13 protein-coding genes are annotated in these 15,596 nt (G+C 59.2%); 5 read left to right on the forward strand and 8 right to left on the reverse strand.

Annotation, left to right across the window (positions count from 1 at the left end):
- Positions 1–27 precede the first annotated feature (27 nt).
- The 5 genes from galE (at position 28) to AC2FD8_RS02835 (ending at position 6,343) form a co-directional block, all read left to right on the forward strand.
- On the forward strand, positions 28–1,011 hold the full coding sequence (galE, locus tag AC2FD8_RS02815) for a UDP-glucose 4-epimerase GalE (RefSeq protein ID WP_496853409.1): 984 nt from the start codon (positions 28–30) through the stop codon (positions 1,009–1,011).
- A 7-nt stretch (positions 1,012–1,018) separates the two neighbouring features.
- The gene (locus AC2FD8_RS02820) at positions 1,019–2,071 is read left to right on the forward strand and encodes a glycosyltransferase family 2 protein (RefSeq protein ID WP_496853408.1); all 1,053 of its coding nucleotides are present in this window, start codon (positions 1,019–1,021) and stop codon (positions 2,069–2,071) included.
- A 160-nt stretch (positions 2,072–2,231) separates the two neighbouring features.
- Positions 2,232–3,218, forward strand: a complete 987-nt coding sequence (locus tag AC2FD8_RS02825; RefSeq protein ID WP_496853407.1) for a glycosyltransferase family 2 protein — start codon at positions 2,232–2,234, stop codon at positions 3,216–3,218.
- On the forward strand, positions 3,215–4,915 hold the full coding sequence (locus AC2FD8_RS02830) for a DUF5927 domain-containing protein (RefSeq protein WP_496853406.1): 1,701 nt from the start codon (positions 3,215–3,217) through the stop codon (positions 4,913–4,915). The genes AC2FD8_RS02825 and AC2FD8_RS02830 overlap by 4 nt, the downstream gene beginning before the upstream one ends.
- Positions 4,916–4,921: 6 nt before the next feature.
- Complete coding sequence (locus tag AC2FD8_RS02835) at positions 4,922–6,343, forward strand: nodulation protein NodH (protein WP_496853405.1); 1,422 nt, start codon at positions 4,922–4,924, stop codon at positions 6,341–6,343.
- On the opposite strand, the gene AC2FD8_RS02840 is transcribed toward AC2FD8_RS02835, so the two are convergent.
- From AC2FD8_RS02840 to hslO, 8 genes are all read right to left on the reverse strand, one after another.
- Entirely contained in the window at positions 6,340–6,858 is a 519-nt protein-coding gene (locus AC2FD8_RS02840) for a L,D-transpeptidase family protein (RefSeq protein WP_496853404.1), read from the reverse strand. The two genes, AC2FD8_RS02835 and AC2FD8_RS02840, sit on opposite strands and share 4 nt — an antisense overlap.
- Before the next feature lie 57 nt (positions 6,859–6,915).
- A complete protein-coding gene (locus tag AC2FD8_RS02845) occupies positions 6,916–7,701 on the reverse strand; it encodes an ion transporter (protein ID WP_496853403.1) in 786 nt (261 codons plus the stop codon).
- A 15-nt stretch (positions 7,702–7,716) separates the two neighbouring features.
- Positions 7,717–8,946 carry a class I SAM-dependent RNA methyltransferase gene (locus tag AC2FD8_RS02850; RefSeq protein WP_496853402.1) on the reverse strand — a complete coding sequence of 410 codons (1,230 nt, stop codon included), beginning with the start codon at positions 8,944–8,946 and terminating at the stop codon, positions 7,717–7,719.
- Positions 8,947–8,984: 38 nt separating this feature from the next.
- Positions 8,985–10,817 (reverse strand): ABC transporter ATP-binding protein, encoded by a 1,833-nt coding sequence (locus AC2FD8_RS02855; RefSeq protein ID WP_496853401.1) that lies wholly within the window; start codon positions 10,815–10,817, stop codon positions 8,985–8,987.
- The gene (locus AC2FD8_RS02860; protein WP_496853400.1) at positions 10,814–12,652 is read right to left on the reverse strand and encodes an ABC transporter ATP-binding protein; all 1,839 of its coding nucleotides are present in this window, start codon (positions 12,650–12,652) and stop codon (positions 10,814–10,816) included. The genes AC2FD8_RS02855 and AC2FD8_RS02860 overlap by 4 nt, the downstream gene beginning before the upstream one ends.
- A gap of 192 nt (positions 12,653–12,844) precedes the next feature.
- Positions 12,845–13,999, reverse strand: coding sequence for a CCA tRNA nucleotidyltransferase (locus AC2FD8_RS02865; RefSeq protein ID WP_496853399.1), 1,155 nt, complete (start codon positions 13,997–13,999; stop codon positions 12,845–12,847).
- Entirely contained in the window at positions 13,996–14,592 is a 597-nt protein-coding gene (locus AC2FD8_RS02870; protein ID WP_496853398.1) for a CoA pyrophosphatase, read from the reverse strand. Before AC2FD8_RS02870 ends, AC2FD8_RS02865 begins: the two co-directional genes overlap by 4 nt.
- Positions 14,585–15,571: an Hsp33 family molecular chaperone HslO gene (gene hslO, locus AC2FD8_RS02875; RefSeq protein WP_496853397.1), complete on the reverse strand. Its 987-nt coding sequence runs from the start codon at positions 15,569–15,571 to the stop codon at positions 14,585–14,587. Before hslO ends, AC2FD8_RS02870 begins: the two co-directional genes overlap by 8 nt.
- Positions 15,572–15,596: the final 25 nt, after the last annotated feature.

Raw genomic sequence — 15,596 nt, forward strand, 5'->3', positions numbered from 1 at the left:
CACCCTAAAGCAACCAATGGACCTGAAATGAACACGATCCTTGTCACGGGTGGCGCAGGCTATATCGGCTCTCATGCTTGCAAGGCGCTGGCGCGGGCGGGTTTTGTACCCGTGACCTACGACAACCTTGTCACCGGCTGGCAGGATGCGGTCAAGTTTGGCCCGTTTGAACAGGGTGATCTTCTGGACCGCACGCGGCTGGATGAGGTTTTCGCCAAGTATCAGCCTCAGGCTGTGATGCATTTCGCCGCCCTCAGCCAGGTGGGTGAGGCCATGAAACAGCCCGCGCGCTATTGGTCGAACAATGTGACCGGCTCGCTGACTCTGATCGAGGCGGCTGTGGCCGCAGGCTGTCTGGATTTCGTGTTTTCCTCGACCTGCGCGACCTATGGCGATCAGGACAACGTGGTGCTGGAGGAGGACACTCCTCAGCACCCGATCAACGCTTATGGAGCGTCAAAGCGCGCGATCGAAGATATCCTGCGCGATTTTGAGGCCGCCCATGGCCTGCGCCATGTGATCTTCCGCTATTTCAATGTGGCCGGTGCCGATCCCGAAGGCGAGGTTGGTGAATTCCATCAGCCTGAGACCCATCTGATCCCGCTGATGCTGGATGCGATTGATGGCAAGCGGGATGGCTTGACCGTGTTCGGCACAGACTACGACACGCCAGATGGCACCTGCATCCGCGACTACGTGCATGTCTGCGATCTGGTCGACGCGCATGTTCTGGGCCTGAACTGGCTGCAACAGGGCAAGGACAGCCGTGTGTTCAATCTGGGCACCGGGTCGGGATTCTCGGTTCTTGAGGTCATCGAACAGTCCAAGGCTGTCACCAATCGCGCTGTTCCCTACAGCGCCGGACCGCGCCGCGCAGGGGATTGCACCAAGCTGGTTTCAGGTTCGGTCCGCGCTGAGGGTGAGCTGGGCTGGAGGCCGAAACGCTCAACGTTAGAGACTATGGTTGCCGACGCGTGGCGCTGGCACCAAACCGGCACTTACCAGAAATGAGCCGCCGTTGACCCCCGTCAGCACCCAGCTTCCCCGTGTCAGCCTGGCCCGGAAATACCGGCTACGCTGGAAACGGCGCAGGCTGCTGTGGCAATCCTGGCGCAGCCGGCACCAGTTGGCCTGTTTGCAGAACAGAACTTCGGCTATCCAACCCGGTGCTATTCTGGCCTTCGTCACCCTGCGCAACGAACTGGAACGCCTGCCGTGGTTCTTCCGGCACTATCGCGCCTTGGGCGTCGATCATTTTCTGGTCGTGGACAATGGCAGCGACGATGGATCGACCGAGTTTCTGGCGCAACAGCCGGACGTATCGCTCTGGCACACTCAGGCCAGCTACCGCGCCGCACGCTATGGGCTGGACTGGCTGACATCATTGCAAATCCGGTATGGCCACGGCCATTGGTGTCTGACGGTCGACGCGGATGAGCTGCTGATCTATGCGCATCACGACACCCGACCTTTGCAAGACCTGACCCGCTGGCTGGAGGGGCGAGGCCGTAAAGGGTTCGGTGCTTTGATGCTGGATCTCTACCCGAAAGGCCCGCTGGGATCACAAGCCCACGACCCGGACAGCGACCCCACAGACGTGTTGAACTGGTTCGACGCTGGCCCCTACCGCACGCAGCGGCAGACCCCGATGGGCAACCTATGGGTGCAGGGCGGCGCGCGCGAGCGGGTGTTTTTCGCCAATACACGCCAGCGCTCACCGACTTTGAACAAGATCCCTCTGATCAAGTGGTGCCAGCGTTATGCCTATGTAAACGCGACCCATTCCGCGCTGCCCCGGCACCTGAACGCGCTTTATGACGGGCCGAACGGAGCTGCGCCTTCGGGGGTGCTTTTGCACACGAAGTTCCTGCCCGAGATCACCGCAAAGTCACGGATTGAGAAACAGCGCCGCCAGCATTTTCACGATCCCGACCAATTCCAGACGTACTATGATGGGATCATCGCCCAGCCGGATATGTGGACGGACCAGTCCGAGGCCTATACCGACTGGTCAAAACTGCAGCAGTTGGGGTTGATGAATGCAGGGGGCTGGTCGGATCAGCAGGGCTGAGACGCATGCCACTAACCTATTGTAAATGCATTGCCTCGCAAGATGAAAAAATGGCATAGTCGGCAGAACTCGGGTTTTGGACACTCACCAGGCAATCCGGGGACGCTCGCGTCAATAACAAGGGTTGGGCAGTCGCGTGGGCCTTTTTGAATCTTATCGCATGAGGTTACGGCGCAAGCGCCGTCTGGTGCGCTGCGTCAAAAGACGGCGTGAGCTGAAGCCCGTCAGCACCAATACCGCAGCCATCCGCCCTGCCGACGTGTTGCTGATGAGCGTCGTCCGCAACGAAATGATCCGCCTTCCCTTCTTTCTGGACTACTATCGCAAACTGGGCGTCGACCACTTTCTGTTTGTCGACAATAACAGCGAGGATGGCAGCCTAGAGTTTCTGCGCGCGCAGCCCGACGTCTCGGTCTGGCAGACAAAAACCAGCTATAAAAAAGCAGGGTTCGGGTTGGATTGGTCCAATTACCTGCTGCGCAAATACGCGCATGGGCATTGGGTTTTGACCGTCGACCCTGATGAGTTCTTTATCTATCCGTTTTGCGACACCCGCCCGATCAGCGCACTGACCGACTGGCTGGACAGCTGTGCAGTACGCAGTTTCGGCACCATGCTGATCGACATGTATCCCGAAGGCCACGTAGACGCCGAACCTTATCACGAGGGCCAGGACCCGTTTGAAATCGCGCGTTGGTTCGATGCCGGGAATTACATGATTTCCAAGAACCCCGAATATGGAAACCTTTGGATTCAGGGCGGCCCAAGGGCACGTGTCTTTTTTCAGGACAACCCATGGAAGGCCCCGGCGCTGAACAAGATACCCTTGGTGAAATGGGATCGGCGCTATGTCTATATCAGCTCGACCCATTCGCTGCTGCCACGCGGTTTGAACCAGGTTTATGACGAATGGGGCGGGGAAAAGACCAGCGGCGCATTGTTGCATGCCAAGCTGATCAACACCCTAGGTGACAAGGCGCGCGAAGAGATGCAGCGCCGGCAGCACTATCGCGGTTCCAGTGAATACAAGGTCTACGCCAAACAGCTAGAGGAGCAACCCGTTTTCCGCTGCGATTGGTCTGAACAATATATCAACTGGCGACAGCTTGAGATTCTGGGCCTCATGTCGAAAGGCAACTGGGCATGAGTTCGCTGGGCATCGTCATGCTTGTCCACACGGCCCTGGACCGTGCCGAACAGGTCGCCCGCCACTGGACCGCCGCGGGCTGCCCTGTTGTGATCCACGTGGATGGCAATGTCTCTCAGAAGATATATTCCCGCTTTGTCGCCTCGTGCGCGGACAACCCTCTGATCGGTTTCTCGGAGCGACACAAATGCGATTGGGGCCGTTGGGGTATCGTGGCGGCCTCACAATCTGCATCCGAGCAGATGCTGAAAACCTACCCGGACGTGCGCCACGTGTTCCTGTCGTCCGGCGCGTGTCTGCCTTTGCGCCCGGTGCAAGAACTGATCGACTACCTGTCCGACCGTCCCCGCGTCGATTTCATCGAAAGCGCAACAACTGGCGATGTCAGCTGGACGATTGGCGGGCTGGACCACGAACGCTTTACCCTGCGGTTCCCGTTTTCCTGGCGCAATCAGCGCAAATTGTTTGACGCCTATGTGAAACTGCAACGAGCGATTGGCATGCGCCGTCGCATCCCGGACGGTTTGACCCCGCATATGGGCAGCCAATGGTGGTGCCTGACGCGGCAGACTCTTTCGGCCATCCTGCAGGACCCCAGGCGCAAGTTCTATGACCGCTATTTCCGCCATGTCTGGATACCGGATGAAAGCTATTTTCAGACCCTTGCGCGGCTCTATTCCACACATATCGAAAGCCGGTCCCTGACCCTGTCGAAATTCGACTACCAAGGGCGGCCCCACATCTTTTACGATGATCACCTACAATTGCTGCGCCGGTCGGACTGCTTTGTTGCCCGTAAAATCTGGCCGCGCGCCGAAAGACTGTATCACTCTTTCCTGACCGACCAGACGAGCGCGATGCGACCGGCCGAACCTAACCCGGGCAAGATCGACCGCGTCTTTTCCAAAGCGGTTGAGCGGCGCACCCACGGGCGCGATGGCCTCTATATGCAAAGCCGCTTTCCCCGCCACGGTAGCGAGAACGGCCTGACGGCGGCGGGTTATTCGGTGTTTCAGGGGTTCTCGGACCTGTTTGAAGAGTTCGAAACCTGGCTGGAAACCGCGACCAACACACGGGTTCACGGGCACCTCTTTGCCCCGAACCGCGCCGAATTTGCACAGGATGAGACGATTACGAATGGCGCGATCAGCGACAGTGCGTCCTTGCGCGACTATGACCCCAAGGCGTTCCTGTCGAACCTGATCTGGAACACGCGCGGCCAGCGCCAGTGTTTCCAGTTCGGCCCGCGGGACACGCAGGACATCAACTGGTTTCTGGCGCGGGACAAGAACGCGCAGATTTCAGTGATTACAGGCGCGTGGGCGATCCCGCTGTTCCGATCAAACATGAACTTCGCCGATATCCGGTGCGAAGCCGCCCGCTTGCAGCAGATCGAAAGCAAACAGCTTGAGGTACTGAGCTCGGTCTGGACAAAGGCGCGTGTTCGGAGCTGGACGCTGGCGGAGTTCATTGAGGCGCCGATGGAGCCGCTGCAAACCATACTGGACGAAATCACACCACAGACGGCCCGCCACCTGACCGAGGCCCCCCTGATGGTCGATTTGGCCGGCTTTGGGCAGTTCCTCCAGAACCTCAAAAACCAGGGCATGCACCCGCAACTGATGGGCGATTTTCCCGTCGATGATGTGTTTGGCACCCGCACCAAACCTTTCCGCAAACCTTATCTGGTGCAGTGATCCCCGATGGCCGGTCCCTTTGAATCCTTCGTGATCCTGGGTGCGATGCGCACCGGATCAAACCTGTTAGAGGCCAACCTGAACCAGATCAACGGCCTCACCTGCCATGGCGAGGCCTTTAATCCTCATTTCATCGGTCGGGTGAAATCAGACCAGATTCTGGGTCTAACACTGGACGAAAGGGACGAAGATCCCGGCAAACTTCTGACAGCCATCCGCACAGCCCCGGACGGATTGCACGGGTTTCGGTACTTTCAGGAACACGACCCGCGCATCTTGCCTGAGGTCCTGAACGATCCGCTCTGCGCCAAGATCATCCTCAGCCGCAATCCGCTGGACAGCTATCTGTCGCTGAAGATCGTTCGTGTAACCAAGCAATGGCAGTTGAAGAACATCAAACGCCGGTTGGAGGAAACAGTCGAATTCGACGCGGCTGAGTTCTCGGACTATGTCGACACCCTCACCTCTTATCAGACCTCTCTGCTGAACCACCTGCAAAGATCGGGTCAGACCGCCTTTTACATCAACTATGAAGATCTTGGCGATTTACAGATCTTGAACGGGTTGGCCCAATGGCTGGGGGCCGATGGGCGGTTGGATGCGCTGGACGATACGCTAAAGCCACAAAACCCGTCGGCCGCCGTGACCAAGGTGACTAACCCGGAGGAGATGACGAGCGCCGTGTCCGGGATGGACCGTTTCGCCCTGCATCGCACGCCGGATCTGGAACCAAGACGCGCGCCAAAGCTGCAAAGACAATTCGCGGCTCCAGCAACTTCTTTGCTGTTTCTGCCTATTCCCGGAAGGTTAGAGCCTGTTATTACCCAGTGGTTGGCACGGATGGACGGGTGCGACGAGGGTGCATTGCACGACACCCCCGACGCGGTTGAAAGCTGGATGCAAACCCATCCCGGACACCGCAAATTCACCGTGCTGCAACATCCGATCGCCCGCGCGCATACTGCGTTTTGCGACTATGTTCTGGCCAAGGACCATGACGACTATGCCGATATCCGCCACATGCTGCGCAATCGGTTCAAACTGCCGATCCCAGGACAGTTGCGTGAAAAGAACTACTCGAAAGATCAACACCATACGGCATTTGCGGCGTTCCTGACCTTCCTGCACCACAACCTGAACGGCCAGACCCCGATCCGCGTTGATGCGATGTGGTGCAGCCAGTCCAAAGTGATCGAGGCGATGGCGCCTGTCGCCCTGCCCGATCTGATCTTGCGAGAGAGTGAGCTAAAGACCGCTCTGCCCGACCTCGCGACAAGCTTGGGGCACAGAAATCCGCCCATGCCTGAAAGCCGCGCTGCGGATGCGCCTTATGCCTTGCAGGATATCTACGACGAAACGCTCGAGGCGCTGGCCGCCAAAGCCTACCAGCGCGACTATGCGAAATTCGGGTTTGAGCCCTGGCGCTAGGGTCGCAGGGTGATCAGCGTACCGCGGTTGACCATCGCATAGATCTCTTCGATCTCGTCATTCTTGACGGCAATGCATCCGGCAGTCCAGTCCGGCGTCTTCTTGGCGCGCTTCAGCTCGGACCGTAAATTGGGCTGTCCGTGAATAAAAATATCACCACCCGGATCGACACCCGCCGCTTTGGCCTGCGCCACATCCTGCGTGTTGGGATATGAAATGCCCAATGACAGATGATACCGGCTGTTCGGGTTGCGACGATCGATCAGGTAGCTGCCTTCGGGTGTCCGTCCGTCACCACGCTTGAATTTGGTGCCATTGGGCGCAAAGCCCAGATCAACATCATATTCTCGCAAGACCTGCTCATGATGCAGAAGGTACATCTTGCGTGCACCTTTATTGACGACCAGAGAGGTTACCTCGGGTCCATTATATGTCAGAATTCTAGGGTTGGCTGAGGCGCAAGCCGAAAGGCTCAGCGTTGCCATCGCACCCAATCCAAATGCTCGACGATCCATGATTCACTGCCTGCTGCTTTTTTTTGGGTATTATGCCAAAATATGAAAAAACTGAAATCACTTTTTGATGTTTGATTGCTCAATCAGTCGGCGTTCTATGGCTTCCAGGCGCTCCAGCACCTCATCCCGGTAGGCATCTGTCTTCACTTCGTCCTCGGCGTGGTGCGCATCCTGCATCGAATTTACGATCAGACCGACCAGCAGGTTCACCACCGCGAAGGTGGTCACCATGATAAAAGGCACAAAGAACAGCCAGGCGTATGGGTAGATCTCCATCACCGGGCGCACGATGCCCATGGACCAGCTTTCCAGCGTCATGATCTGGAACAGCGTATAGGCCGACAGGCCCAGATCTCCGAACCAATCCGGGAAGGAATACGAGAACAATTTGGTCGAGATCACCGCTCCGATATAGAACAGGATCGCCATCAGCAGGAACACACTGGCCATACCCGGCAGGGCCGAGATAAAGCCTTCGACCACCCGGCGCAGACGCGGCGCAACCGAGATCACGCGCAAAACCCGCAGGATTCGCAGGGCCCGCAGCACCGACAACCCGCCAGCACTTGGGACCAGAGCGATACCGACGATTGTGAAATCGAACAGGTTCCAGCCATTCTTGAAGAAGTTGCGGCCCGAGACGATCAGCTTCATCGCAATCTCGACCACGAAAACCGCAAGGCACAGTTTATCGAGAATAACGATCAATGGCCCCGCTGCATCCATCAGCGTGGGTGAGGTTTCCATCCCCAGCAATATCGCGTTGAAGATGATCACAGCCGTGATCAACTGCCCGAAAAGGGGGGCTTCGATGATGCTCTGCAAGCGCTGTTTGAACGCCATGGGTTGGCTTTCTCCTTAACGTGCCCGGTTCAGCACAAACCGCGCGGCCAGTTCCGTATGCGACGACCATCGAAATTGGTCAACGACCTGTACCCATTCAAGCGTGTAGCCAGCGTCAACCAGCGTTTTTGCATCCCGCGCAAAGGTAACCGGGCTGCACGAGACATAGGCGATCACCGGGGGCTGCGCCTGCGCCAGCTCTGCCACCTGCGCTTCGGCCCCCGCACGCGGCGGGTCGAGGACAACTGCATCGAAACCCTTGAACTCATCCGGCATCAGAGGACGCCGGAACAGATCGCGGGCCTCACAGGTGACACGTTTCAACCCTGTGGCCTTGCGCCACCCTTGATCCAGCGCCTGCGTCATCGCGGATTCGCCTTCCACTGCGTGAACTTCAGCCTCCTGCGCAAGCGGGAGAGAGAAGGTTCCGCTGCCGGAAAACAGGTCCACAACCCGTTTGGCGCCCTGCGTAGCCTCCAAAACAGCCTTTGTTAGTGCCTGTTCACCGTCTTTTGTCGCCTGAAGAAAAGCCCCCGGCGGCGGGATCACCCCGGCGGTTCCAAAGCGCTGAACTGGCGGTTGCCGCATCGCGATCACCTCACCATCCCAGCTGAGGCGCGCCAGCCCGTGTTTCTCGGTCGCTTGCGCCAAGGCCAGCTCCAGCGGGCCGTCCAAGGGCTTGCCCCCTGACACAGCGATATCCAGACCACCCTCGGACAGGGTCAGCGTGACGGCCAACACACCTTTGCGGCTGCCGCCCAGCAGCGCCAGCGCCTCGGCAACCGGGATCGCGTCGATCAGAGCCGGGTCCAGAAGATGGCAATCCGGGATTTCGGTGATCGTGTCGGACGCGCGCCCGTGAAATCCGGCCAGCGTGCCTTTCTTCGTCCGCCGCACGGCAATTGTTGCCCGCCGACGAGACCGCTCGGGCGAAGTGTGGATCGGCCGCATCGGGGCCTCAAGGCCCTGTGCCGACAGCGCTGTGCGCACGATCTCCACTTTCCAATCCGCCACAAATGCGTCCGAGGCATGTTGCAACTGGCAGCCTCCGCACGCTTTGTAGTGGCGGCACGGGGCTTTAACCCGTTGATCCGACGGGGTTTCCACCCGCATGTCTTCCAATAGCTGGCCGACCAGAGTTCCGCTGACCACTTCGCCCGGCAAAGTCCGGGGAATATAGACAGGGCCGTCTGCGATGCCGTCGCCTTGGTGACCAAGGCGATTTATGGTGAATTGCTGCGTCATGGGGGCCTGATAGCCGGGGTTTGCCTGCAACAAAACCCTTATTCTGCGGCTTCAGCCTGAATGAAACCACCCGACTGGCGATGCCAGAACCGCGCATACAGCCCGCCCTGATCCAAAAGCGCCTCATGTGTTCCAGCCTCAACAATCCGCCCCTGATCCAGCACCACGATCCGGTCCATTTCGCTGAGGGTCGACAGGCGATGCGCGATGGCAAGTACGGTTTTGCCCTCCATCACCCGATGCAGCGCAGTCTGGATCGAGGCTTCGACCTCGGAATCGAGCGCCGAGGTCGCCTCGTCCAGAACAAGGATAGGGGCGTCCTTTAGAATTGCACGGGCCAGGGCGATCCGCTGCCGTTGTCCACCGCTGAGCTTTACGCCCCGCTCACCAAGATGCGCGTCGTAGCCCTTCCGGCCCTGCGCGTCTTCGAGGCTCAGGATGAACTCATGGGCCTCAGCCTTCTCGGCGGCCTCGATCATCTCGGCCTCGGATGCGTCGGGGCGACCGTATAGAATGTTCTCACGCGCCGAGCGGTTGAACATGGCGGTTTCCTGAGTGACCATCCCGATCTGACGGCGCAGGCTGTCTTGCGTCACCTGTGACACATCCTGTCCGTCAATCAAAATTGCACCTTTTTCCCCGTCATAGAGCCGCATCAGAAGCGAAACGAGGGTCGACTTGCCCGCACCAGAGGCGCCGACGATGCCCAGTTTTTCGCCCGGTGTGACCGTCAGGTTCAAATCGGAAACACCACCGATATCGCGACCATAGGCAAAGCTGACCGCCTCAAAGGCGATGCCGCCCTGAGACACGGCAAGATCCTTGGCTGCCTCGGCATCCTCAACCCGATCCCGCTTGGCCAGCGTTTTCATACCGTTTTCGATCTCGCCAACATTGGCGTAAAGGCCCATCAGCGTGAAGCTGACCCAGCCCGTCATTTGGGAAATGCGGATCGCAACCGCACCCGCCGCCACGATATCCCCAGCCGTAGCCATGCCCCGTTGCCACAGCAAGAGCGTTGCACCCAGAAGCATCACGGGCAGGACCCCGGCCAGAACCATCAGGATGAACCGGAACGTGGCGGAGAGTTTGCCGAAATCCAGAGACCTCTCACGCAGGTCGACCATCGCATTGCGCGCTGTCTGATCTTCGAACGCGGAGTGGGCGAACAGTTTGACGGTTTTGATGTTGGTGATCGTATCCACCACCTGCCCGGACACCATGGCCCGCGCACCAGCTCGTGCGGCCGAGCGTTTGCGAATGCGGGGCAGATACCAGCGGACCAGCATGAAGTAGACCACCAGCCAACCGGCAAAGGGCAGCATCACCAATGGATGAATAGACCCTAACAAAAGCAAAGACCCCACAAGGGAAGCTAAAGCAAAGACAATCGCACTGATCGTTTCTGATACGACCGAGGCCATCGCGTTCGAGGTCTGCATCTGTTTCTGGGCAATCCGCCCGGCAAAATCGTCGTCGAAATAGGTGACAGACTGACCCAGTGTCCAGCGGTTCAGCTTAGCGAGAACCAAGGGCGGGATGTTCGGCATGACGATATAGTTGTTCGACACCGAGGACAGCCCGAACAGGATCGGACGGATCATCATGAAGAACGCCGCCGCGCCGAGAATCATCCAGATATTTTCGGCGGACAGAAAACGCTCGGGCCCGCCCGAGGTCGCGACGTCGATGACACGGCCCAGTATCCATGCCGTGGCGGCCTCCATCGCGCCAGCGATCGCCGAGAACGCCGCTGCAACGAACAGCATGGGCCAGGCGCCAGACAGACTCCAGCGAATGAACGCCCCCAGCGTTTGTGGTGGGGGCGTCTCGATGTTCTTGAACGGGTTGATAAGGTCGGCAACCCTCATTCAGCGGCCTCCGGATTCATGAAGCCGCCAGATTGCCGCGCCCAGAACTGCGCGTAAAGGCCACCCTGCGCCAAAAGATCGGCATGCGCACCCTCTTCCACGATCCGGCCCGCATCCATCACCAGAATACGGTCCATCTGAGCGATAGTGCTGAGCCTGTGGGCAATCGCGATCACGGTTTTTCCTTGCATCATACCGTAGAGGGTTTCCTGAATGGACGCTTCAACCTCGGAATCTAGGGCGGATGTCGCCTCATCCAACAGCAAAATCGGCGCGTCCTTCAGAACGACCCGCGCCAACGTCACCCGCTGTCGCTGACCACCAGATAGCTTCACGCCACGCTCACCCACATGCGCGTCATACCCGGTTCTGCCCTGAGGGTCCTGCAAGTCGAGGATGAACTCATGCGCTTCGGCCTGTTTGGCCGCGGCGATCATCTGATCCTCGGTCGCGTCCGGACGGCCATAGAGGATGTTGTCGCGGACTGACCGATGCAGCAGGGCGCTGTCCTGCTGGACCATGCCGATACGGCTGCGTAAACTGTCCTGCGTGACCTGCGCAATGTTCTGATCGTCGATCAGGATTCCGCCGCGCTCAACGTCATAAAACCGCAAAAGAAGCTTTACTAGGGTCGATTTCCCGGCCCCAGAGCGCCCGATCAGACCAATCTTCTCACCCGGCTGAATGGTCAGATTGATGCGGTCCAAACCTCCGGCCTCGCGGCCATAGTGGTGCGACAGATCGTCGATTTCGATCTTGCCCTTGCTCAGCTGCAATGGCTTCGCCGTCGGCGCATCTAGCAGGTCGATGGGTTGGGCGATGGTCTCCATCCCCTCAGCGACGATGCCAAGCTGGCGGAAGAAGCTGGTCAGCGCCCACATGATCCACCCGGTCATCGCGTTCAGGCGCAAGGTCAGGGCCGTCGCCGCCGCAACAACGCCGACCGAGGCTGTGCCCTGCATCCACAGGGAAATCGCCCATCCCACGACGCCCACGATCAGCAGACCGTTCAGAGCGACCAGAACTGCGTCCATGATGGTGAAAATCCGCATTTCGATCTGGAAGGTGCGGCGCGTCTCTTCGATGGCTTCGCGGGCATAGTCCATCTCTTGCCGGCCATGGGCGAACATCTTGACCGAGTGGATGTTGGTATAGCTGTCCACCACGCGCCCCGTCACGGTCGAGCGCGCTTCGGATGCCGCCTTGGACGCCGGGCCAACGCGCTGGATCGTCCAGCGCACCAACAACGCATAGAACGCAAACCAGATCAGCAGCGGGATCAGCAATCGTGGGTCCGCCGCATAGAGCAGAATGGCTGCGCCGATCAGATAAGCCAGCGAGAACGAGATCGCGTCGAAGACCTGAAACACAACCTCACCCGCGGCAGGAGGCGTCTGCATGATCCGGTTGGCAATCCGCCCGGCAAAGTCATTCTCGAACCAGCCAACCGACTGGCGCAGAACATGTTTATGCGCTCGCCAGCGGATCAGTGTGCCAAAATTCGGCAGGATCGTGTTGTTGAGCAACAGCACGTCGATCAAATGCAGCAACGGACGCAGCAGCAGGACAAACGCAGCCATCAGCAGCAGCTCAGTCCCGTGGTTCTGCCAGACGTCGGCCGGGGTACCGCCCAGAAGGTCAACCACGCGACCCATATAAGCGATCAGTCCGACTTCAACTCCGGCCACGATGATCGAGATCAGCGCCGCCCAGGCAAACACCCGATAGAACGGGCGCGAATAGTCCAGCATGAACGGCCACAGCTTGGTTGGTGGCGCGTCGGCTTCTTTGTAGGGGCCAAAAGGGTCAACGAGGTTTTCGAAATAGCGAAACATAGAGGAGTGCTCCGATTGAGCGGAAAATTAGACATGCGAAGAAGAATGGCGCCTGAACACCACCCTGTACGGGGTAAGCGTCCCAGCTTTAGCCGAACCAAATCCCGTAATACATTCGCAGTCCTCCATCCATGTGACGGCCGCACGTAAGCACAAAGGTTCTGATTTGTCATCCCCTTTTGAGACTTCGTGCTAGACGGCCAGCAAATCCTCGCGCGTCAGGGTGAAGCCGGATGCGATCCAGCTTGCCTCAAGATCGGCCAGTTTCTTGCCCAGCGCGGGGCCTGAGAAGCTGGGGATCAGATCAGTCGCCTTGATCGGAAACTGCGCGGCGGCTCCGGAATGCAGCGCCTTTCGTAGATCCTCGGACCAAGGTTGTTCAAGGAATGCGCATCGCAGCAGTGTTTCGTGCAAGCCGCCCTCGTCACCGTAGCGGTAGCCCAATTCGGCCACACTGGTCGAGGCCTGCGCCTCATCCCGCATCCGGGTCAGTCGTTGCAATTGATTGCGGCTCAGGCGCAGCGTCTCAGCGTCCTCGGGCGTGGCAATGGCTGCCAGTCTGCGGACCGCGTCCGGCTCGGCACCCGCGGCCTGCTCGATCGCAACCAAAGGCGCAAGGGCGCGATCATCTGCGCCCGGCAGAAGCTGCGCCAACACTCCGGTGCTGCGCATTGCAGCAACAGAAGGGGCCGGGTCGGGCGCACCCAACAGTTTCAACAGCTCGGCCCCGACACGTTCCCGCGACAAGGTGGACAAACCGTCCAGGTTCGCTGCAATCGCGGCCAGAGCATCCGGGTCGAACCCGGCCTCGACATCTCCGTACCAGGCATGAAACCGGAAATAGCGCAGGGATCGCAGGTAGTCTTCACGGATGCGGTTTTCTGCAGTTCCAATGAACCGCACCCGGCGCGCCTGAAGGTCCGGCAGGCCCAAAAGCGGGTCTAACACTGCGCCATTTGGCTTTGCGTAGATCGCATTCATGGTAAAATCGCGCCGGGCTGCATCCTCTTCCACCTTGTCCGAGAAGGCCACGACCGCGCGGCGGCCATCGGTTTCCACGTCACGGCGAAAGGTGGTGATCTCATGCGGGATGTGGTTGCAGACCACAGTGATCGTGCCGTGATCAATCCCCGTGGGAATCGCCTTGAGCCCAGCGCTCTGCGCCAGCTCCAGTACCCTTTTGGGATGCGCATCTGTTGCGATATCAATGTCCGACACCGGCGCGCCCAAAAGCGCGTTGCGCACACACCCCCCCACAAACAGCGCTTGCGCGCCGCCATCCGTAAGGGCTGCGCATACCTTTTGTGTCGCAGGGTCCGAAACCCAAGCCGCGCTGATTTGCTTCATTCACTCACCCGTGCTGCAAGCCCGCGCAATATGCGGGCGGTCGCGCCCCATATGTAATAAGGGCCATAGGGCACGGCGAAATACTTCCGTCTTGTCCCCTGCCAACGGCGCGACTCGATTACATAATTCGCAGGGTTCAGCACATGCGCAAGAGGGACCGAGAAAATTTCGTCTACTTCACCGGGTTCAGGCACCGGGTCGAAGACCTCCCGGATAATCGCCACCACCGGAGTGACCGAAAACGAGGTGACGGTTTCATGCATGGGCAGAAAACCCAAAACCTCGGGCAGATGGATGGGCAGACCGACCTCTTCCCGCGCCTCGCGCAGGGCAGCGGCAGTGACATCCGCGTCACCTTCATCCTGCTTGCCGCCGGGAAAAGCGATCTGGCCGGGGTGGTGCTTCAAAGCCGAGGATCTTTTGGTCAGGATCAGCCGCGGCACACCGTCCGCGACCGTGATCGGCACCAGCACCCCCGCCGGGCGCAACTTGCGCCCCGACGGCAGCACGGTGTCTGGGTTCAGGTCAAAATCACTGGACCCATGGCCCGGACGACCCAAAGCCGTCCGGAGCTGTGTCTCTAACTCAGACACTTTTGCTGTCTTCAGCGTCAAACCCCACGGTGGCAGGATCCAACACGTAATGCGCACCGCAGAACTGACAATCGGCCGTAACCTGACCTTCGGGGGTGGTCATCTTTTCGATGTCCTTGGCCGAATAGATCGACAGGCTTTGGCGCACACGCTCTTCCGAGCAGGTACAGCCAAACTGCACCTGCTGCGCGTCATAGACCCGTGGGTTTTCCTCATGGAACAGACGCACTAGCAGATCGGTTGGCGCGATCGAGGGGCCGATCAGCTCCAGATCCTCGACCGTGTCCAGAAGGATATTGACGCGGCCCCAGTTCTCACCCTCTTCGCCATCGACAAGATCAGTGGCGGTCAGGATCTCTCCGGTCCCTTCGCTGGATGCCGCAAAAGGCGAAGCTTTGGGCATATGCTGCAACATGATGCCGCCTGCGCGCCAATGCTCACCCACACCCGGTTCGGTCGATTTGCCGAAGCTTAGCGAGAACCGGGTCGGCAGTTGCTCGGACTGCGCAAAATAGGCTTCGGCGCAAGCACTGATCGAGCCTCCGGCCAGCGGAGTGATGCCCTGATAGGGCTGCGTGCCTTCGCCCTGGTCGATCATGATCGCGAAATAGCCCTCGCCCACCTGTTCGAATGGCGCGCCATCGGTCAGACGATCGCGGTCGAAACTGGCGTAAGCGCGGATGCGGGCCGGCTCACCCTCTTGCGTCGGCGCGTAGTAATCGGTTGCAATCATGCGCACCGGACCCTTCGATTGCACCTGCAACGACAGCTTCCAGCGCAGCGAGACGGTCTGGCCGATCAACGCGGTCAGCAGGGCCATCTCGGCCACCAGGGCCTCAATCTTTTCCGGATAGTCATGCTGTTTCAGGATGCCGTCCAATACGCCATCCAGACGGGCCACGCGCCCGCGCATGTCAGATACATCAAGTTGAAAGGGCAGGACGGTATCGTCCCACGCGATTTTTGTTCCAAGAGACATGGGGTTTCCTTACACGCCAAGGGTT

Source organism: Ruegeria sp. YTSC192, from assembly GCF_059609705.1.

Bases quoted from the DNA above. Each gene is read 5' to 3' on its own strand.
- galE (WP_496853409.1), top strand. From the start codon at position 28: ATGAACACGATCCTTGTCACGGGTGGCGCAGGCTATATCGGCTCTCAT.
- AC2FD8_RS02825 (WP_496853407.1), top strand. From the start codon at position 2,232: ATGAGGTTACGGCGCAAGCGCCGTCTGGTGCGCTGCGTCAAAAGACGG.
- AC2FD8_RS02830 (WP_496853406.1), top strand. From the start codon at position 3,215: ATGAGTTCGCTGGGCATCGTCATGCTTGTCCACACGGCCCTGGACCGT.
- AC2FD8_RS02835 (WP_496853405.1), top strand. From the start codon at position 4,922: ATGGCCGGTCCCTTTGAATCCTTCGTGATCCTGGGTGCGATGCGCACC.
- AC2FD8_RS02840 (WP_496853404.1), bottom strand. From the start codon at position 6,858: ATGGATCGTCGAGCATTTGGATTGGGTGCGATGGCAACGCTGAGCCTT.
- AC2FD8_RS02845 (WP_496853403.1), bottom strand. From the start codon at position 7,701: ATGGCGTTCAAACAGCGCTTGCAGAGCATCATCGAAGCCCCCCTTTTC.
- AC2FD8_RS02850 (WP_496853402.1), bottom strand. From the start codon at position 8,946: ATGACGCAGCAATTCACCATAAATCGCCTTGGTCACCAAGGCGACGGC.
- AC2FD8_RS02855 (WP_496853401.1), bottom strand. From the start codon at position 10,817: ATGAGGGTTGCCGACCTTATCAACCCGTTCAAGAACATCGAGACGCCC.
- AC2FD8_RS02860 (WP_496853400.1), bottom strand. From the start codon at position 12,652: ATGTTTCGCTATTTCGAAAACCTCGTTGACCCTTTTGGCCCCTACAAA.
- AC2FD8_RS02865 (WP_496853399.1), bottom strand. From the start codon at position 13,999: ATGAAGCAAATCAGCGCGGCTTGGGTTTCGGACCCTGCGACACAAAAG.
- hslO (WP_496853397.1), bottom strand. From the start codon at position 15,571: ATGTCTCTTGGAACAAAAATCGCGTGGGACGATACCGTCCTGCCCTTT.